The following is a 20,169-nucleotide window of genomic DNA, read 5'->3' as shown; positions in this document are numbered from 1 at the left end:
AAGTTTATTTCCCTTTAAAACAATAATACTATTGACATCTCCGGATGTTAATAGTATTATTTAAAATCATTTTAACAGATCTCTGTTAAATGGTAAGAGATTAAAGGAAAAGGGGAGGGTTATTTTTAGGATTTGGATTTTTTATGATTCTTAAGAAAAATTTTAAGATAAAAATTCATACTAGAAGAATGGGTGAAGATTCACTTTACACTTCTTCTGTAAATATTAAATCTGTAATAGAATCCAACTTTAAAAACTACTGCATTGACGTTTAAATTGTAAAGAGCATTTTCATAGATTGGATTTAAGGAATACATATATGTCAAGCCACCTTTGAAAATAAATCTCTTCCTCCAATTATATCCTATAGCAATATCTGCAAATAACTCAGGCATCAATTTTTTATAAGTATCAAAATAACCCTTTGTTGAGGTTGAATCATTATAATATTTCTTAAGTTTATTTCTCATGGCTTCATTTCCGTTAATGATATTAAAACGAACGCCACCACCTATACCAAACCAAAGGTTTTTCCGGCATTTGTTGTACATAATTGTTACAGGTATAGAAACCAAGGAATATCTTTCCGTTACATATAAGTTAGTGTTTTCTGGTACTGGAGCAGGCGGAGTTGGCGGCTTAGGCGATTCTTTTTTGGTATCTCTGAGAGTATTATGAATTCTGATATTCTGAAATCCCAGCCCGGTACTAAACATAAAAGACTTTACATTTATTCCGAAAAGAAATGTTGGATAGATGCTGATCTCAGATTTACTTTTCCAAAGAAGATCATCCTTCCAGCGAAGTTGTGAATTGCTTTGATACTTTAAAAGATTGGTGTGTAGAGCCAAATCTGTGGAAATGAAATAACGAAAATTTCCATCATTATTTAGTGGTTTGTAAGCCTTCGCGTTTTTTTCTGAGTTAACAGTGTCCCTGTTTTCTTTCTGTTTTCTGTAACGAGCTGCCCACCTTAATTCCTTTCTGTATATGCGATTGAGTATTTTCCTTTCACGCCTGGGTAACTCTTGTGTGTTTGCCGGAGTATAAACTTGGCTCATCGCTGGATCTTTCTCATTTGATTTGATCTTTGTAGAATCGGGAGTAACATCTTTAGAAGGTATGTTTTTTTCATCCCTATATACTGCGACTATTCTCCCAACCAGCACATAATTAAAGCCTGTATTTTTAAAAATCTGATAAAGCAAATCAGAGAACTTCGCTGAGCTGAAATTACAGGGTGCTACTTTAACATCAGCAATAGTACTGTTCGAGAAAGAAAATTTTATTTCATTTTCATCTCCGATTTTATTTAAAGCATCTGCCAAACTACCACCGTTCCAGGAGAAGTTAATGGTTTTTTCCAGGATTGATTCAGAGAATTTGTTCACGAATTGTGAATTCTCTGATTGGGTTTGAGAAAGAGCAATAAAAGAAAATAAAAAAAACGCCAGGAAGAATCCCAGCTTACTTACATCCTTCTCCCGAAATGTAAATTTCATCCTTTCTTTTTTCTACCTTATACGAAGTTGTGATCTTTAAGATTTGAATAGCTTCATCCAGATGGAGTTGCGTAAAATCTCCTGTAAAGGTACATTTTGAAATGGAATGTGCAATATTTATTTTTTGGTTATAGCGCCTTGACATAAGTACAGCAACATCTTCCATAGTTGAATTTTTGAATTCAAGAATACCAACTTTCCAGAAGATAAAACTGTAGGAATCTGTTTTTACTGATTCGGTTAATCCTTCCGGATTTATTTTTAATTGTTCTCCGGCTTTTACTTCTATGCCTTTTCCCTGATTATTAGGAAATACCTTAACAATCCCTTCAGTCACTGAAATTTCTTTGTAAATTTCTTCTTTTATATTCCGCACATTGAATTTGGTACCTACCACAAGCAAGCGATGATTGCCAAAATAAATGTTAAATGGGTGTGTCTTGTCTGGCTCAATTTCAAAGTATACTTCTCCTTGCATTGAGAGACTTCTTTCCTTTTTAAAATTAGGTTTAACCTCTACAGAAGCTAGTTTATTTAAGGTAAGATGGGAGCCATCTGGTAAATCATATTCACTAATTTTATCTTCAGAAGCAATCTGAGTCGTAAGTTCTGTTGATTTATTATTATTAATATTAACATCTGATTCCGCAGATATCTTTTTATCAACAGTTGGTGAATTGATTACACTTATTTCTGTTTTCTTATTCTCAATAATTTGAGATGATTCTTTCTGATGTTGTTTACTAGTAGCTACCACTCCGGTATCTTGCTTTTCCTTCCAATAGAGCATACCTATAAATAAACTGACCATGACTAATGCGGCAGAAGCATACCAGATATACGGATGAATTTTTATGATAACAGATTTTTCTTTTGCTTCATTTTCTTCAATGTTATCAATCACCTTTGACCATAAAAGGTCTTCCGAGCCTTTATATACAGGACTGTCATCCATTTTATTTTTTATTCGATCCTTGAAAGAATCTATTTTTCCGAGCTCTTTCATTTATTTAGATAGTAGAGTCTTTATTAATAAGATTAGCTTTATTGTTATTTCGCAGCCCTGCTAGTAATTTTTTTATATGTTTACGAGCTTTTGAATATTGCGAACGGGCACTTCCTTCTGAGATACCAAGGGCTTGCCCGATTTCTTTATGTGAATACTCTTCTAATACGTACAGATTCATTACAAGTCTGTATCCATTGGGGAGTTTCTGTAAGATGGATAAAAGTTCTGAAGATTCAACTTCATCAATATCTTTGGCCTCTTCAGATCCTAGTTCTTCTTCTTCATAGATTTCAATATTATCAAGCTGGTAGTCTTTTTTATATTTGTCGTAGTGATTTAATGCAGTATTGATCACAATTCTTTTAATCCAGCCTTCAAAGGATCCTTCGAACTTATATGTTTTCAGGTTACGATAAACTTTTACAAACGCTTCCTGAAGGATGTCTTCTGCTTCAAATTCCGTTCTTGCATATCTCAGTGCTATGGGCCTCAATCTTGGCACAAAATAATTGAATATAGTTCTGAAAGCTTGTTTATCACCCTCTGCCGCAGCTGTTATTATTGATTTGTCCATAAATGCACTTTGCTTTGGTATACAAGAGATACTTATAAATCGAAATAGAATATAGTCATATTTCCAAGAAAAAACAAAACTGAAACTTTAATAATTAGTTCTGATTTTTTATAAATAGTAAATCAGGATTTGTTAAGAAAAATCGGCATATCTGCTTTTTAAATAAAGAATAATTTTAGATACAGGAACCCCACATTTATAGTTTTTTTATTTATAAAAATGGGGACAAGGTATTCTCTTCATGATTTTCTTTTTCTTTCTGGATATATCGTATAAGTATGTTATGTTAAGTTCATGTGATCCTCCTGTTTTCGCGAGAGCAAGTTTTGATACTGTGTAATCATAGCTATAACTTATGCTCAAACTATTTACACGCCATCCTGCAAGCAATACAATTGATTCATTATTTTGCAGGCCCCACCTGTAGTGCTTCATTAAAGGAATACCTCTATACCAGAATCCAGTAATCAGGTGATCGTATAGAAGATAAAGGCCAAGGTCAAACTGATCTGATTTCCCCTGAAGCTTATAATGAGCAGTAGGGGTCAGATAAATATCTCTTCCCTGATAGCCTTCTTTAAATTCGTTTTTCTTTTCAAAGTCTATGCGAAAGCCTCCGATAAAATCAAGTTTATATGGAAGACGACTTTCTTCTCCGTAAAAGGATTGATTTGGTTGATTCATATGAGCATATGTAACTCCAACCCAATAGTTGTCTGAGTAAAATATACCACCAGAGGTAAAGTCCCAATATTGAAGGATATCATTGTTGGTCGGTTGATTGGTTTGTTTACCAAGGTATCCATTTGAACTATACTGATCTGGAAAATACAATCCGGAATAATTGATATTGCGGGATACATAACTTGTCTGTATTCCTGCCCGGAAAGAATGTTTATTGCTAAGGTGAAGTTCATAGGCATATTGCAATGCAGATTCTGTTGATGAAATAATATTTGCTCCTTGCCAGTCTTTATATACCATAAACCCAATTCCACTGTTGGCTTTGGTGAAATAACTGTCTACAGAAACGTGAGAAGTAATATATTTTGCATCCAGTGCTGGCCATTGAATACGTTGATGGAACATTCCTCTTAGTGCATGAGCATTACCTGCAAATGCCGGATTCAGGTACAATACATTTGCATAAAACTGAGAATATTGAATGTCTTGTGCAATGCAGTTATTTATATTGAATATCCAATAAATCAGAAATGTAGTCAATAAGAAAGGAAATTGAGCTCGCAACATATTCTTAATAAAATTTAAAATTGCCTTTGTGCTTATTTACTGGAGCAACTTTACTTGTTCTTTTATTGGCTTCATTAAGCTCTTTTTGTAGCTTTTCCTGTCTTTTTCTGTCTTTCTTTTCTGTGTTTTCTCTGTTTTCTATATTTCCCTGCGTAAGCTCAATAGCTTGTTTAGCAAGATAATCACTTGCTTTAATCGTGTGTTTGCTCAACTTGTTTTTTCTGTCTTTTCTATACCTTTCGCTTTGGCACGCAGTAAAAAGGAGGCTTGCCAATGTTAGAAGTATTATTGTTGATTTCTCTCTTATCATAATTCATTACCTGACAACAGTAACACTTCCTTCTAGTTTATAAGGCCCTCTGTATTCCTCGGAATCTCCTTCATAGGTGATGATCCATGCATAAACTCCCACTGGCATTGGTTCTTCTCTGTATATTCCATCCCAGTAGTGATCGGGATCTCTTGATTCAAAAATAATTTCTCCCCAGCGGTTAAAGATAAGCAACTGAAACTTTCCAACATGTGCGTAATGTGTAATGTACCGGTCATTAATTCCATCACCATCAGGACTAAATGCATTTCCCACAAAGAGTCGTGGCGGACAGACCTCTCTTACGTTTACAAGTTCAGATGCTGAACAGTTATTTTCGTCTGTAACAGTTACATTATACGTCCCGGGTTTGTAGACATATATGGTTTGTACAGTGTCTCCCGTAGGCTTCCATAAATATTTCCTTCCTGGACCTGCATTTAGCATTCTGGATGCGTTTATTTCAATCTCAGTACATATTTTCTGATCAGGTCCTAAATCGACAGAAGGTTTCTTATAAACCTTGACAATATCTGGAATGGTCAGTTGCGATGAACATTCATGATTGGAAGTTACCTTAAGAGTTGCGTCATAGGTTCCCGGTTGATTGTAGCAATGAGTTGGGTTTTTCTGATTCGAAGTATTATTAGGGTTATTCGGATCTCCAAAATTCCAAGACCAGCTTTGAATAAAACCATTGATAACAGTGGAGGAATCTTTGAAATCCACACAGATTGCACCACAGCCTTTTTCGAATGGCCCAAATTTAACTACTGGTATTGGATAAACTTCTACCGGTTTAAGGATAGTATCTTTACACCCGAGATTTGATGTTACTATTAATCTTGTATTGAATGTTCCGAAAGTTCCATATGTATGTGAAGGAGCGTCTTCTATGGAGAAATTATGAATCCCCGAGACCTGATCTCCGAAGTCCCATTCTCTTTTAATGATATCTCCTGAGCTCAGCGTAGAATGATCTTTGTATGTGGTAGGAGAGCCCACACAAGGGCTATTGAAACTAAAATCAGCAATTGGTTCGGGTGGAGCAGCCAGAATAACAGTTGTATCCATCTGGCAATTATTAATATCTGTAACAGTTACAACAAAATTTCCTACAGGTAAATTTATTGCTGTAGCTGTTGTCTGTTCTGGACTGGAATTCCATCTATAAGAGTAAGAAGGTGTTCCTCCTGCTGCAGTAACGGTGGCCTCTCCACTCGAAATACAAGTTGGATTTGCAGAACTCACATAAAGCGATAAGGGATCCGGCTCTTTGACTGTTGCAGTAGCGGTAGAAATACATCCATTAGCATCTGTTACGGTTGCAGTATAAACACCAGCCTGAAGATTTACCGCTTGTGCTGTAGTTTGAGCAGGAATAGTATTCCAACTATAAGAATATGCAGGTATTCCTCCCGAAGGACTTACAATAGCAGAACCATCTGAACCTCCGTTGCAGGATACATTTGAGGACGTCATGGTTAATGTCATCGTGTGAAATTCCGCAATTGATGCTGATGCGATGATTGAACAAGCATTGGTATCAGTAATTGTTACTATATAATTACCTGATGAAAGGTTTATTGCCTTAGAAGTTGTCTGAATTGGATTGGTGTTCCAACTATAAGAATAAAAAGGCGTGCCTCCTGCAACAGTAACTGTGGCAGATCCATCATTGCTGTTGCAAAGTGCATTGGTGCTTAAGACAGTTGCAGAAAGTGGATCCGGTTGATTAATTGAAACAGATGCGACTGAAGAACAGCCTGCTATATCAGTTATTTTAACCGTATAATTTCCAGCTGGCAAGCCTATAGCTTGGGCGGTGGTTTGTACAGGATTGCTGTTCCAACTATATGAATATTCAGGTATCCCGCCGCTCAAATTAACGGTGGCCCTTCCATCAGATCCTCCAGAACAAGTAACATTGGTAGATATCACGGCAGGTATTAGCAGAGGACTTACAGTTATTGTGGCAGTGTCTCTTGAAATACAACCATCTTTAGCCCCCTTTACAATATAGCTTGTGGTGGTTGTGGGTTTAACACTAATCGAACTGGAAGTTGCTCCTGTAGACCATGAATACGTGGTTGCTCCGGAAGCAGTTAATAATATAGACTCGCCAAGACAAATAGTATCTGAGTTTACTTTAATATCAGGTAAAGGCCTTACTGTAATAATCTTTACAATTGTATCAGAACAGCTTGGATCGGTACCGGAAATAAGAGTGACTGTAAAGTTTCCTGCAGCACTGAAAATGAGAGAAGGATTCTTAACAGAAGATGTATTGCCGGCACCCAATGCCGGGTCTCCGAAATTCCATTGCCAATAATTTGAATTGGAAGATTGGTTTGTAAACGTAGTAACCTCTCCCTGACAAACAGTTGTATTGGTGAACTGGGCAACAGGCTTAGGTGCTACAATTACTCTTACTGTATCTATTGCAATACAGGTATTGATTACCTGTAATTTATAAGTGGTTGTGATTTTGGGTTTAGCAACTGGATTTGGGCATGTTGTGCAGCTAAGACCTTCAGGCGGGCTCCATAAAAAGGTTGAGCCAGGAGGGCCAACCTCTGTGCATCCTAATCTAACACTATCTGTACAGCTTAGTATATGGCTTGGCTCACCGGCATTTGCCCAAATTCCGTGTGTGTTTCCACTAGGAATTAAAGAAGCGTTGAGATATAAACGTAAATCGTTGACACTGGCCATATTGGTGAGATTGGGGGTGGTATTTTGTTTGCCACCACTTTTTGAGTAATCGTGGCCTCCAAGATAAAAGACATTTCCACCAGGAGCAGAAGGAGCAATAAGGTGTGCTCCTGTCGCTATGATGGTGTCTGAACTTAAATTGGTTATGATGGGGTAGGTGTAAGGTCTCCAGCTTGATCCGGCTTTTAGCCTGTAGTTATCTATGGAACCACCGGAATTTTCCATAGCTGGACCGTTGATCTGGGCAAAAGCCATATTGGCATTTGGGTAATGATGTGAAACTTTTATATTAACACTTTCAATACCAGCAGTTGTCTGGAAAAATCCCCTGCTTTCGTATGTGTCTATAGCATGGCACTGGGCCAGAAAGTTTCCTCCACTCATTACAAATGCCTTTACACCATCAATAACTGCCTGGCTTACTTGTGAAACTTCAGCATGTGGTTCTGAAGCAAAGGTGTAACAGTTTTTAAGTTCTTCAATATGTGCGGCATCCATTATATCATAACTGATGCCTGCTGCATCAAGTATTTTCATGTGTATTTGCTGATTGCCTCCGTTATTAAATACTGCTATTTTAGGTCTGTGCGTGACTGTGTATCTAACATCTGCGGAAGTATTGCTAAGTAGTTTATAGACTACTACATTATTTCCGAAAGCATTTATAATCTCTGTTGTAGTTTGTCCACAAGGCAAAACTGTATCCGGAACTATAAAAGGACCTCCTCTGAAATCAATTGTGGTACCTGCTATGAATCCCGGTGCTACCCTTTCTGCTAAAGCAGTAAGGTCAACATCATCTCTTTGTTTATTTGAGTTGATGATCCATTTAACAGGTATTCCATTTTGAAGCAATGAATTAACCAGGCCATATGCCTTCAGGTTAAAGGGAGCCTGTCCGGCGGGCACAATGGATTGATAATTATTATCCATGGGAATTATAAAACTTCCTGCTGGAATGGTTTGATAATTTGCCTGAGGAGCTGGTAGATCGTTCTGGGATAATGCATTAACATGAATTAGTATAAACAAGCAAACAAGTGCCCTTTTGCAAATGCCTGAGCAGAAAAAGGAAAATGCGGTTTTTTTCATACTAAATAGTTTTAAAATCAGGAAACTCTTTTTTTATTAAAGCTAAAATAGGCCTCCTATAAAATGGACAGGTACTTTTTTTTAAACGTCGCCTGTGAATATTAAAAAAATGCAAGTTGCGCAAAAGTGTTTGATCTTCAGTATTGTATGAATTTTGGAAATATAATAGGAGGAGTGATTCTGGGCTGAGAGGTTATATAATGGATATCTCCGGATTTGCTATAAATGTGTTTGCAATGGGACTTTTATAATGAGCCTTATATTTTTAATAAAAAGCCCATTGATCTCGCGACCAATGGGCTCAATTTATTCATTATAACCTGCACTTAATAAATCATGATTCTTCCTTTAGATACTATGTCTCCCTTGGCATTCACAACAGTGTAAAAGTGAATTCCGGAATCCAGTGTTGGAGGAAGTAAAGTAACACCACCAGTTATAGGTTGTGTTGAAACAAGATCTGCTGCATCATAAATATTTAAGGTAAATATTTCAGAAGCAGGTGCGTCAATGGAAATATTTGCTTCTCCCGCATTTGATGGATTTGGAGCTATAAGAGTATGAACTTTTGGAGGATGTATAGCTATTTTACCTTGTGATACTTTGTATCCATCACTGTTCAATAGTTCATATTGATAAAATCCTGAAGAAAGAGTTGGCAATGTATTGGAACCTCCATTGACAGTTAATGTCTGTACAAGACTATCACTTATTGTATAAATATTTAATGTAAATGATTGTGCTACATCGGCATCTATCTGGATGGATAAGGTGTCGCCTGAGTGAACATGTCCAGGACGGATGGAGCTTTTAATTTTCGGAGCTTTTACATCTATTTTACCTTTAGAAACAATAATTCCTTGATCATCTGCGAGTGCATAGGAATAATGTCCTATTGGAAGAACAGGAAGTGCATTCTCTCCACCATGCACGCTTAAAGTATTTATAACAACCTTGGCAGTGTCGGAAATCGTCAAAGTGAAGATTTCTGATAGTGGTGCATCTATAACAAGAATAAGAGAGTCGCTCTCTGCTGGAGGATTATGTTTTACATGTGAATGTACATGTGGAGCCTTAACATCTATTTTGCCTTTGGAAACAATAAGTCCCTGAGCGTCTGTCAGCGTATAGGAATAATGTCCTATTGGAAGAACAGGAAGTGCATTCTCTCCACCATGTACGCTTAATATATTGATTACAACATCTGCAGTATCTGAAATCGTCAAAGTGAAGATTTCTGATAGTGGTGCATCTATAACAAGAATAAGAGAGTCGCTCTCTGCTGGAGGACTATGTTTTACATGCGAATGTACATGTGGAGCCTTAACGTCTATTTTGCCTTTGGAAACAATAAGTCCCTGAGCGTCTGTCAGCGTATAGGAATATTGGCCTATCGGAAGAACTGGAAGTGCATTCTCTCCACCATGTACGCTTAATGTATAGATTACAACATCTGCAGTATCTGAAATCGTCAAAGTGAAGATTTCTGATAGTGGTGCATCTATAACAAGAGTAAGAGAATCGCTCTCTGCATGAGGATTCTGTTTTACATGCGAATGTATATGCGGAGCCTTAATATCTATTTTGCCTTTAGAAACAACAAGTCCTTGTGTATCTGTCAGCGTATAGGAATAACGGCCTATTGGAAGAACAGGAAGCACATTCTCTCCACCATGTACGCTTAATGAATTGATTACAATATTTGCAGAATCCGAGATTGTCAAAGTGAAGATTGATGCTAGAGGGGCATCCACCACAAGAATAAGCGAATCACTTTCAGCATGAGGATTTTGTTTTACATGTGAATGTACATGCGGAGCCTTTACATCAATTTTGCCTTTAGAAACAATAAGTCCTTGTGCATCTGTCAGAGTATAGGAATAATGACCTATTGGAAGAAGAAGTGCATTCTCTCCGCCATGTACGCTTACTGTATCAATTACAACATTTGCAGTATCAGAGATTGTCAAAGTGAAGATTGATGTGAGAGGGGCATCTATTACAAGCGAAAGCGAATCACTTTCTGTATGAGGATTTTGTTTTATATGCGAATGTACATGCGGATTGGCCAATGGGCTGGGAGGTACACTGTTTATCATGCTCTTGAGTCCCTGCGGCTCGGTTTTTTGAGCATTGACGTTGATTGAAAAGACAGGAACAATTGCTAGCGTGAGCAATCCCTTCAAGTAGAGTTTTGTTTTCATAGTTTTTTTGTCGATAGATTGGTTCTTTATTATAAGGACCGGAAAGAAAAATGAAACGTCGCCTGCAGGAATGTATAATAGTTATAAATTTTCAATGTTAAATCATATAAAATTGCATTTATAATAATCTTCTTAGTGATTACATTCCTCATTTATCTTTGAAGAATGATCCTATCCCTTTCAGTTGCATCGTTAGGTTTTTCATTTTAAAAAAAAAGAATTTAAAGGTGACTGGGCTCTAACTAGTGTAGATTTTTAAAAGTAATTCAAGATATTCATTGGCAATAAAAAAGCTTTGTTTCAACATTATTTCTATTGACTACTAAATGTAATAGGGATCTTTTCCTTATAAAGGAGCTACTGGCTTGGAACCAGTGACCCTTCCGACTTTTATGTCGGGATGCTCTGAACCAGCTGAGCTAAAAGCAAAAAAGAGATGAAGTATTTACTACATCTCTTTCATTTGTGTGTGGGGCAATTAGAAAGTAATTGAACTTACGTATTTTACTTGTTTAAAAATGATGTCTAAAAAGAAAATTCAAATGTGGTTTTTCGATAGTAATATATTGGGAATTTAAAGTGAAATCCTATAGAAATAAATTTTAGCTGGAATGTATTAATTTGCTTTAATTGATATTAACGATGCAACCACTGGGCTTAGAATCTTTGCAGATCAAAGACTAGTGATGTAAAATTTTCCATAGATTTACTATCTAATTTTGTATCACTAGTTAAGCTGGAACAACAGCAATAATAACCTCTCAATTTGAGAGATCTTTAGTTTTTAATCATCCTACCTATTTACCTCAAATTTTTAAGCTAGGCATGTAAGCATGGCTTTGTGGACAAAGTAGGAAAATTTGATTAAATGGAGGGTCGCCAAACTCAAAATATAAATTATTGACTAATAGTTTTGCTCTGAGAGATATATAGATCTTCCAAAGTATCCTTCAAATACACCAAGATTGTTCTGCTTCTGCTAAAAAAAAAAATTTAATCTATCGAAGAAATTAAACGACCCTATTAAGCCTTAGCTTTTAAAAGCTGCCACTTGAATAAGCGTATCTTAATCAAGAATATGTAAATAAAATTAACGGGCTCTTTTCGCCTCAGTATTTTTGTAATAAATTTACTATCAGCATTTTACTGTTGAAAATCTATTGTCGTTATTTTAGTTTTGAATTTCAGCGGTGCACAGCTGTATTCTTAATAGTTTAATTTTTTACCAACAAAAACTTAAAAATTTATGAAAATCAGTTCTTTTTTTTATCTGGTAATTTCAGCAGTATTACTATCTAATTTAGTACATGGACAGGAATGTCCTACCCAATGGTACATAAGTATTAATGGTTATACGAGTAATGTTCCTAGTATTTGCAGCAACGGCATATATATACACGGAGAAGCCAGTGCGAGCTCTTGCTCTATTTATCAAGATACTTATGATACACCTATAAGATTTAGATTAATAAAAGATAATGTAGATATTACCTCTGAAGTCCCGGCCCCAACTCTGACTTATGGTAGTACTTCTGTTAAGGCCGATTTCTTAATTCCTTACAATAATCCTCATTTTGGACCTGGTAGTTATAAAATCAAAGCTCATTTCGTTTATATGAGTCAATATAACTATCAGAATTATACAGCCATCGTCTTCTCCGATCCATTAACTTTGAACCAAATGACCGAAATTGGTGGTAGTGGATTCACAAAAACCCTTAGTCCCATAAACCCGGACCAGAATAAGCAAGCAAGTTTCATTCTTAAGGGAGATTTTGCAGGAGACTCCGGGACAGATATTCTTTATCACTGGAGGGCCAGTGGTGCTAATAACCTACATATTAGCAATGCTTCCGGAAGTTTCACTTCAACTGCTTCTGCTATTAATCCAACATCTTCCAATAACTATCCTGACTATGCAATAGCAGGGGATTTCAGAGGGAGTGGCAAAACTGATATTTTCTTTCACTGGAAGTCTTCAGGGGCAAATACGTTATTTACAAGTCTTGACAATGGTACATTTTCCCAGTCAACATCTGCAGTGAACCCTGTAGCTATCAATGGAAGTCCGGATCTTGTACTATCAGGAGATTTTAGCGGAGATGCCAAGTCTGACCTTCTTTTTGTATGGAGGTCAACAGGTGCGAATAACTTGCAAACCAGTAATGGTACTTCCTTTATACAAACTAACTCCGTAATACCTGCTGCTGCAATCAATGGTTATCCGGATGTTGTGATAGCAGGAGACTTTGGAGGTAACAGTAAAGAAGATCTTTTCATATACTGGAAGTCTACCGGAACCAATAGAATCCTGATTAACAATGGTAATGGAAACTTCACTGCTCAATATTCCAACCCTATTTCTTCGAGCTCGATCAATGGAAGCCCTGAAAATATATTGATTGGTGATTTTGCCGGAGACACTAAAAAAGATTTGTACTTCCACTGGAAATCTACAGGAACGAATAAGCTGATGGTAGCGAATGGTGTAATAAACGCAACTTATTCTTTTACTGAATATATAAACCCTATCGCGCAAGCCGCAGCGAATGAAAGCCCAGATCATGCCTTTTCAACAGACTTTAATGCAGATGGAAAATCTGATCTTTACTTTCATTGGGGGAATACTGGCAGAAATAGAATTCATCTTTCCCAGAACGATGGCACTTTCACTCACTGTAAAAACAAGGTTGAAACCTGTTCTACCAATGAGTTTCCAAGTCATATCATCTCAGGAAACTTTAACTCGGATGCAGGTTCAGACTTATTATTTTATTGGATTAATACAGGAGCTAACAGACTTTTTAAACTCATACCAAGTCTTACATGTACTACCACTTATAGAGTTGCATCTGTTGATCAGGAAAACAACCTTTCTGAGGAGATGAATGGAAGCGTGTTGATATATCCAAACCCTAATGATGGTTCGTTCGATCTAGAAGGATTAGATAATACACTATTTACAGGTACCATTTCAATTCTGAACACTCAAGGAGTCCTTGTATACAGGGAGCATTCTGACAACATTTTTGCAAGAAAACACTTAAGTCTGTCAAATCTTGAAAACGGTTTGTATCATTTGGTAATTAATAACGGAAGTGATAAATCAATAACTAAATCTTTTATCATCAAAAAGTAAGATTTAACTATTTATTTTGTAAATAGTTAAACGAGGTAAAGTCAACTTAAAAAAAACAATCATTGTCTCAAAGCCTGGACATATTCCAGGCTTTGATGTTTATATGCCTGTACCAATTGAAGAAATAAAGCCTTTGGGTTAGATAGCTGAAGAAACTTGCAATAAAATAATTAATAAACTTAGAGAAGAAAAGATTCAATACAGTGTAAAATTGGCAGGAGTAGACTTCGAATTATCAAACCATAAAGAATATATAAAACTAACATCAATATTTGGCTTATTGGATTTGTTTTGAAAGGAAGAGTTATTGCTTAAGTGAAGAAATTCAAAATTTGGTACCTCCAGAAGGCATCTGCTATAATCATGAAAATGATGCTTAACGAATTTCAAAAGTAAATTCTTCTTGAATAAATACAGAGTAGAAAGGGTTTTAGAGGAGGGAAAAATAGAAAAAGCTAGTAAAGTGACTAACTTTTTCTATATGTGGGAGCTATTGGGTTCGAACCAGCACTTTAAAATCGATTCTTAAAGTTATCTAAAACAAAAAAGACAATTCTTATGAAGTTGTCTTTTGTTTGTGTGGGGCCAATTAGGAAATTGTCGAACTTTTATGTTCAAGACTTATTGGAATGAGACAAAAAGAAAATATTAAATCAATGATTGTTTTAATATAAAATGATCTTTGATTTTTAATGGAGTAATTGCATTTACCTATTATCATTGGTATTTCATATAATCCTAAATGGAAAAGTATTTCACCTTGATTTATATTGAAGTAATTCTTTGAATATATTTAGTTTTATTGATTGGCCTTATCTGTATAAATGTTGATAGGTATGATAAAATTCTCCCTTTCGTTTTTCTAGTTTTTCAATCAGCTTTAGAAGTGCAAAAATTAATTCTCAATAATTGATATTAGCCTGAAATTGATCACAATAGCGGAACTTATAGAATATTTCAATAACAAGCCCTGAAAATACTTTTTGCAAATTGAATCAGCGATAAAACAAATATCAGAGCCTGGATGAATAGCATTTGTCAATTTTTTCTGAAGACAAAGCATGTAACAAATTGTAATTAGTGCGTCTTAATTCTGATTTCATACTATACTTCATAATGGGAATTAATTTTAACTTTAAATATTTAATCATGAAAAAAATTTTTATTGGAATTTTTATGCTGACTGTACTGGCTACTGCCTGTAAAAAAAACAAAGATGATGTTAGACCTCCTGAAGAAAATACAACCTATAGAGATATCATTTCCTCCTTAGGATTTGACCCAAATAAGGCAGTTGAACAGGACGACCACTATTTAGTAGAGGGAGATATTATATTTACTAAAAAAGAACTTAAATCTCTAAAAGAACAAAGTGGAGAAGGTCTTCAGCTTAGGCTAAACCAGACAAAATACAAATGGATTGTATCTGATACGTACATTGGCAATGTAAAAGTTTTTATTCCTTCCACTATTAATCCATCCTGGCAAACTGCTGTGAGAGGGGCAATAAACAATTGGAATACTTTAACAAATACCAAAATCCATTTCTCAGAAGTTACTACTTCCTCCACTGCAAATATCATAGTATCTGAAATCAATAATGGCAACATCACGGATGTAGCCAGTGCATCAATGCCTCAACAGTATTCAGCCACTGACACAAGGCCGGGGAGCTCATTGATTGTAAATAACTATTATCTATATTTAGGGTCAGCCAATTTATTGTATACCGCAACTCATGAACTTGGGCATTCAATTGGCTTTCTTCACTCAAACCAGCAATATAATGCTTCAAGCGGTTCACAGATCCCCAATACTCCTTTGGCAGGATTTGATCCAAAGTCTGTAATGCACCAGTACAGTCAGCCATGGGAAGGTTTTACAAACGGAGACAGAAGAGCTGCAGAAGCTTTGTACTTAAAGCCTGGCGCAGCCACCACTCCTAGTGTTGTAAGCGATCAGCTACAAATCCTATATAGGTATTTTATCAATGGAAGACACTATATCTCATATAGTAATCAGGAATATAATGGTCAGTACCTAGAAGGGCCTATTGGTAAAATATATAAATATCCCGTTCCAAATACAATGGGAATTCACCACTTATATAACACCCAGACCGGTGATCATCTTTATACCATATACAAATCTGAATATAAGTATCCATTCGAGGACCGTGGTGTTATTGGATACGCATATCCCAATAGTGGTGAAGCAAATTTTGTACCTCTACATAGATATTTCAATGGGATAGATCATTATCCCTCAAGGAACGGTAATGAAAATCCTTCTGGCTACGTCTATGAAGGAGTTTCCTTCTACCTCCTTCCACATGAACTATAATTTTAACAAAAAGAAAAGTCAGTTTTAGCTTGGCTTTTCTTTTTACACCATATTCAACAATAACTAATTTTGCATTATAATGAATCAGGATGTATTACTAAGCATCTTCACATTCCTGTTGCTATACAAAACCTTTTTTGCTTCTGAATTTTCATCTCCCTTTGATCCGTTAATAGCCGAAACGTCCGATACAGTCAGTGAATTATTGATTTGGAGTTAGTTGTGAAAGATGTGCGTGTTTTTTTACACGTATCTAAAGAACTCAAAAGGGCAAAAACAAGAAAACCTCATCGTCTGATGAAGTTAACTGTTTGATAATCTTGTGGGAGTTACTGGGTCCGAACCAGTGATTCTCCCGACTTTTATGTCAGGATGTTCTAAGCCAATTGAGCTAAAAGCAAAAAGAGATGCAGTTTTTACTACATCTCTTTTTATATGTGTGGGAGCTACTAGGTTCGAACCAGTGCCCCCCGACTTTAAGTCGGGAGGGGCAGAATCAGCACTTCAAAATCGATTCTTAAAGTTATCTAAAACAAAAAAGACAACTCTTGTGAAGTTGTCTTTTGTTTGTGTGGGGCCAATTAGGAAATTATCGAACTTTTATCCTCAGGATTTGCTGCCAATAAGGCATATGACAAAGATTCTATTTTACCTGCGGTAATTAACCCTACTTTGTACTATATATGTTTGCTATGTTAATTCTCAGTGCAGTTAGTGAGAAAATAATGAATTACACAGTGCTACACAGAGTGTACCTGTTATTGTTAAAATTTTCCTCTTAGATTCAAATCTTTAGTATACTTAGGACAGAATAGTGTCACTTTGCTAATTGGTAGATTATTACAAAATTTCCTAAGCACCACCACTTTCCTATAAAATTTAATTTTATTTATCCCAGGAAAATATTTTCTTCCAATTTTCTTTCATGCTTACAACTAACCAACCATTCTTTGGAGCTGCATCTAGTGCCTGATCTAATTTACCAACGGGCGACTTACGGTCATACGCCCATTCCCGTTCTGCATCATCATGATGCACTATCAGACCCAATGTAGGTCCCTTTCCTTTTGTAGTCCATTCGAGCATTTGAAAATCTCCATCAGAATTACCGAAAGCTGCAATTGGTCTCTTTCCTATATGTGAGTGAATTCCTTCTGGCTTGCCCGCCTTATCATCAATGAAATCTATTTTGCGTTGACGGAAAAGTTCTGGCTTTCCATCTTTTACTTGGTACTTAGCCTTGATGCTGCTCCCAATTACCTGTTCCGGTGAAACACCATATACTCGCTGAGTCCAGGGACGCATAAACTCTATTCCCCCACCTGATGCTATAAAGGTTTTAAATCCATTTGCTCTTAAATAAGTCATTAATTCAAGCATAGGCTGATAAACACACTCGGTATATGGCTTATTAAAACGTGGATGCTTTGCCTTAGCGACCCAGGCAAGCACTTCTTGTTCAAACTCTTCAGTGTTCATTCCCGCATGTGTGTCCATGATTAATTCCATAACTGCCAATTCTCCCCCTTTATCCAGAACTTCCATATTGCCCGCCAGAAGAGATTTGAATGGTTCTTTATTTTTCCATTCAGGGTGGTCGAGTGCAACCTTATTTATTGCAAACACTACCTGAGAATACATTGGTTGCTCTACCCATAGCGTACCATCATTATCAAATACGGTAATACGATCTTCCTCTTTTACAAAAGACGGTCCTTCTTTGGTTACTAGCTTAACGAAGTTTATAATTGAATCTTTTATTTTGCCATCTGCCCATGAAGGGAGTGGATCAGATGCATTAATTGGTTGCTGCGCAGTAGCAGGAGGTGTGGAGTCTTGTGCTGTTCCCTCTTCTTTTGCATCATTATTACATCCGATCAGTAACGAGCTGATGAGCACAATTTGCAAAATTAAATTCCTATTGATCATTGATGATATTTTACTAGTAAAGAATACGTTTATATATTTATCACTCACTTTTCACACAACGAAAACCTACATGGGAAGCTCCTGAATCATATGCTGTCCCTTGCCTCGCGCTTGGCCTGTAATTGATACAAAAGTTCTCTGCACACAGAAATGACCCACCTTTAGTGACGAGTTTAATAGAGTATGGTTCTTCAGGATCATTTGACTTTGAAGGACCTTTAGGGTTTATAAGTACAAGGTTTTGATCTATATTCTTATATTCATAAAGATCAAACCAGTTGGATGTAAGTTCCCAAACATTGCCTATCATATCATACACCCCCAATTGATTAGGACAAAAGCTTTTTACAGGCGCAGTTGAAGAGAAGCCATCTTCTTTGGTGTTATTATGAGGGAATTTCCCTTGAAAAGTATTTGCCATAAAAATACCATTAGGCCTTAGCACTGCTCCCCATGCATATCTGGCGTTATTATTATTTCCTCCTCTTGCAGCAAACTCCCACTCAGCTTCGGTAGGTAATCGCTTGCCCGCCCATTTTGCATAAGCATTGGCATCTTCAAATGCAATATGTACAACAGGATGATCCCACCGCCCTTCTAAATTACTCTCAGGCCCCTCCGGGTGCTTCCAATTGGCGCCAGGTAACCATTTCCACCACTGTGAATAATCTGATGTTGAGATACTATAACTTGGAGGGCTGAATACCAATGATGCTGCCACTAGTTTATCATCGCTTGGTTTAGGCGTACCCGGGGGCAATTGTTTTTGCAACTCTTCCCATACCGGCTTTTTCTCTGCCACAGTTATATAACCTGTGGCATCTACGAATTCTTTAAATTGTAAATTAGTAACTTCTGTTTCATCTATCCAGAATCCGTCTACTTTTACTTTGTGTGCCGGCCTTTCTGTTGCATATGATTGTGGATCATTGGTTCCCATGGTAAACTCTCCCCCAGGAACCCATATCATGCCTTTAGTACTGTCGCTATTAGTAGTATCAAATCGAGATGCCTTTTTTTCACAACAGGATTTTTTTTGTGAGAGATCAAAAGTTGATTCAATCATTTCGGTATCTGATCTTTCGGGCTTGCATGCGTGAAAAAATAGAAGAATTAATAAAAGATTATAAGGTGAATAGTATCCTCTTTTTATAAAAACATTTCTCCAGTATAGGAACATCATATATAGGATTTATCTAAAAAAAAACGGGCGTTTATTGATCCAACATTTTTATAGGCCAAATGTTTTCGAAAGAAAAACATTAAACATTTTACCTAAATTAATGCATAAGTCCTCCATTTTATGAATAAACAAAAATCAACTTTTTGGAGGGCATTCTCTTAGCCCTCTCCGATGAATAGCCTATTTTGATCAAAGAAGTTCTTTCCTGTATTATCACCAAAGCGTATAAAAATTTCATCATAAGCATTCAGATATGATTCATTTGCATCTACTGTATGTTCCTTTAAATGCAAAGTCAAATTTCAACTGATATCTGACCTTTTTTTATAATCCCATCCGATAATTTTATGATGGGTGCTATCAGTAAACTGAGTAACGAATCTTTGTTTTAGTCTTATTCGATTTTCAAATTCAAATTTCCAATATGAATTTTTAACTTCAGATCTCCATAGATCCTGTTTTCAGGATAAGGTTCTTTAGTAGATGGGTGATCACCATATGGATAAGTCTCTACAAAAACATATCCTAATGCAGCAGAAAGTCGATTGGTAATATTATAGGTGAGGCTTGCCCTTGCAAGGAATTGTTGCCAGGTAGTGATAAAATGCATTCTTCTCCATTGGTATTCTGTATGCAAGCCAAATTTTTTATTAAAGGTGATCGCCAAAATAAGAATACTAGCCTATATTATTATACTCTTTAATTCTGTTCTGTGCATTCGCTTTAAATATAAAAAAGCATAAAAATGAAAATACAAGTTCTACTTTCATTGGAAAGGGATATTTTGGATTGGCATTTTAATCACTCCAAACCATTGAACCCGATTACAATTATGTTGTTAGAAAACGTGATAAAGGGAAAATTTAAAGGTCCTTATATTATGTCACATGCTCTCGTGGCGAGAGCTAGGGGCTTGGT

The 20,169-nt window shown here is 36.2% G+C and carries 13 protein-coding genes; 2 read left to right on the top strand and 11 right to left on the bottom strand.

The annotated features are described in order from the left end of the window. Positions 1 to 200: 200 nt before the first annotated feature. The 7 genes from K350_RS0103150 to K350_RS0103120 form a co-directional block, all read right to left on the bottom strand. Positions 201 to 1,502, bottom strand: a complete 1,302-nt coding sequence (locus K350_RS0103150) for a hypothetical protein (RefSeq protein WP_028978669.1) — start codon at positions 1,500 to 1,502, stop codon at positions 201 to 203. Next, positions 1,468 to 2,508, bottom strand: a complete 1,041-nt coding sequence (locus tag K350_RS0103145; protein WP_028978668.1) for a FecR family protein — start codon at positions 2,506 to 2,508, stop codon at positions 1,468 to 1,470. The genes K350_RS0103150 and K350_RS0103145 overlap by 35 nt, the downstream gene beginning before the upstream one ends. Before the next feature lie 4 nt (positions 2,509 to 2,512). Further along, positions 2,513 to 3,085: an RNA polymerase sigma factor gene (locus tag K350_RS27150; RefSeq protein WP_051312826.1), complete on the bottom strand. Its 573-nt coding sequence runs from the start codon at positions 3,083 to 3,085 to the stop codon at positions 2,513 to 2,515. 207 nt (positions 3,086 to 3,292) lie between these two features. Further along, the gene (locus K350_RS0103135) at positions 3,293 to 4,336 is read right to left on the bottom strand and encodes a PorP/SprF family type IX secretion system membrane protein (protein ID WP_037573881.1); all 1,044 of its coding nucleotides are present in this window, start codon (positions 4,334 to 4,336) and stop codon (positions 3,293 to 3,295) included. Positions 4,337 to 4,340: 4 nt separating this feature from the next. Next, positions 4,341 to 4,646, bottom strand: coding sequence for a hypothetical protein (locus K350_RS0103130; RefSeq protein ID WP_037573878.1), 306 nt, complete (start codon positions 4,644 to 4,646; stop codon positions 4,341 to 4,343). Between the two features lie 6 nt (positions 4,647 to 4,652). Continuing rightward, positions 4,653 to 8,453, bottom strand: a complete 3,801-nt coding sequence (locus K350_RS0103125; RefSeq protein ID WP_028978665.1) for a T9SS C-terminal target domain-containing protein — start codon at positions 8,451 to 8,453, stop codon at positions 4,653 to 4,655. A 326-nt stretch (positions 8,454 to 8,779) separates the two neighbouring features. Further along, entirely contained in the window at positions 8,780 to 10,657 is a 1,878-nt protein-coding gene (locus K350_RS0103120) for a T9SS type A sorting domain-containing protein (RefSeq protein WP_028978664.1), read from the bottom strand. 1,246 nt (positions 10,658 to 11,903) lie between these two features. Between K350_RS0103120 and K350_RS0103115 the strand changes: the two genes are divergently transcribed. Both K350_RS0103115 and K350_RS0103110 read left to right on the top strand, forming a co-directional pair. Further along, entirely contained in the window at positions 11,904 to 13,796 is a 1,893-nt protein-coding gene (locus tag K350_RS0103115) for a T9SS type A sorting domain-containing protein (RefSeq protein ID WP_028978663.1), read from the top strand. Between the two features lie 1,149 nt (positions 13,797 to 14,945). Continuing rightward, positions 14,946 to 16,139: a M57 family metalloprotease gene (locus K350_RS0103110; protein WP_028978662.1), complete on the top strand. Its 1,194-nt coding sequence runs from the start codon at positions 14,946 to 14,948 to the stop codon at positions 16,137 to 16,139. Between the two features lie 885 nt (positions 16,140 to 17,024). Here the strand turns inward: K350_RS0103110 and K350_RS27145 are convergent. The 4 genes from K350_RS27145 to K350_RS30710 form a co-directional block, all read right to left on the bottom strand. After that, on the bottom strand, positions 17,025 to 18,038 hold the full coding sequence (locus tag K350_RS27145; protein WP_245598431.1) for an HAD family hydrolase: 1,014 nt from the start codon (positions 18,036 to 18,038) through the stop codon (positions 17,025 to 17,027). Between the two features lie 70 nt (positions 18,039 to 18,108). Continuing rightward, complete coding sequence (locus tag K350_RS0103095; protein WP_245598429.1) at positions 18,109 to 19,251, bottom strand: formylglycine-generating enzyme family protein; 1,143 nt, start codon at positions 19,249 to 19,251, stop codon at positions 18,109 to 18,111. A 158-nt stretch (positions 19,252 to 19,409) separates the two neighbouring features. Next, positions 19,410 to 19,550, bottom strand: coding sequence for a DUF2490 domain-containing protein (locus K350_RS32245; RefSeq protein WP_156026891.1), 141 nt, complete (start codon positions 19,548 to 19,550; stop codon positions 19,410 to 19,412). Between the two features lie 95 nt (positions 19,551 to 19,645). Continuing rightward, positions 19,646 to 19,918, bottom strand: coding sequence for a DUF2490 domain-containing protein (locus K350_RS30710; protein WP_281169205.1), 273 nt, complete (start codon positions 19,916 to 19,918; stop codon positions 19,646 to 19,648). Positions 19,919 to 20,169: the final 251 nt, after the last annotated feature.

This window comes from Sporocytophaga myxococcoides DSM 11118, from assembly GCF_000426725.1.
Taxonomy (GTDB): Bacteria; Bacteroidota; Bacteroidia; order Cytophagales; family Cytophagaceae; genus Sporocytophaga; species Sporocytophaga myxococcoides.
This window is presented reverse-complemented; position numbering and strand designations above follow the sequence as displayed.

What these genes read in the sequence shown, in the direction of transcription:
- K350_RS0103125 (WP_028978665.1), bottom strand. Translation starts at nt 8,453, where the DNA reads ATGAAAAAAACCGCATTTTCCTTTTTCTGCTCAGGCATTTGCAAAAGG.
- K350_RS0103095 (WP_245598429.1), bottom strand. Translation starts at nt 19,251, where the DNA reads ATGATGTTCCTATACTGGAGAAATGTTTTTATAAAAAGAGGATACTAT.
- K350_RS0103145 (WP_028978668.1), bottom strand. Translation starts at nt 2,508, where the DNA reads ATGAAAGAGCTCGGAAAAATAGATTCTTTCAAGGATCGAATAAAAAAT.
- K350_RS0103130 (WP_037573878.1), bottom strand. Translation starts at nt 4,646, where the DNA reads ATGATAAGAGAGAAATCAACAATAATACTTCTAACATTGGCAAGCCTC.
- K350_RS0103135 (WP_037573881.1), bottom strand. Translation starts at nt 4,336, where the DNA reads ATGTTGCGAGCTCAATTTCCTTTCTTATTGACTACATTTCTGATTTAT.
- K350_RS27150 (WP_051312826.1), bottom strand. Translation starts at nt 3,085, where the DNA reads ATGGACAAATCAATAATAACAGCTGCGGCAGAGGGTGATAAACAAGCT.
- K350_RS0103120 (WP_028978664.1), bottom strand. Translation starts at nt 10,657, where the DNA reads ATGAAAACAAAACTCTACTTGAAGGGATTGCTCACGCTAGCAATTGTT.
- K350_RS0103110 (WP_028978662.1), top strand. Translation starts at nt 14,946, where the DNA reads ATGAAAAAAATTTTTATTGGAATTTTTATGCTGACTGTACTGGCTACT.
- K350_RS0103115 (WP_028978663.1), top strand. Translation starts at nt 11,904, where the DNA reads ATGAAAATCAGTTCTTTTTTTTATCTGGTAATTTCAGCAGTATTACTA.
- K350_RS0103150 (WP_028978669.1), bottom strand. Translation starts at nt 1,502, where the DNA reads ATGAAATTTACATTTCGGGAGAAGGATGTAAGTAAGCTGGGATTCTTC.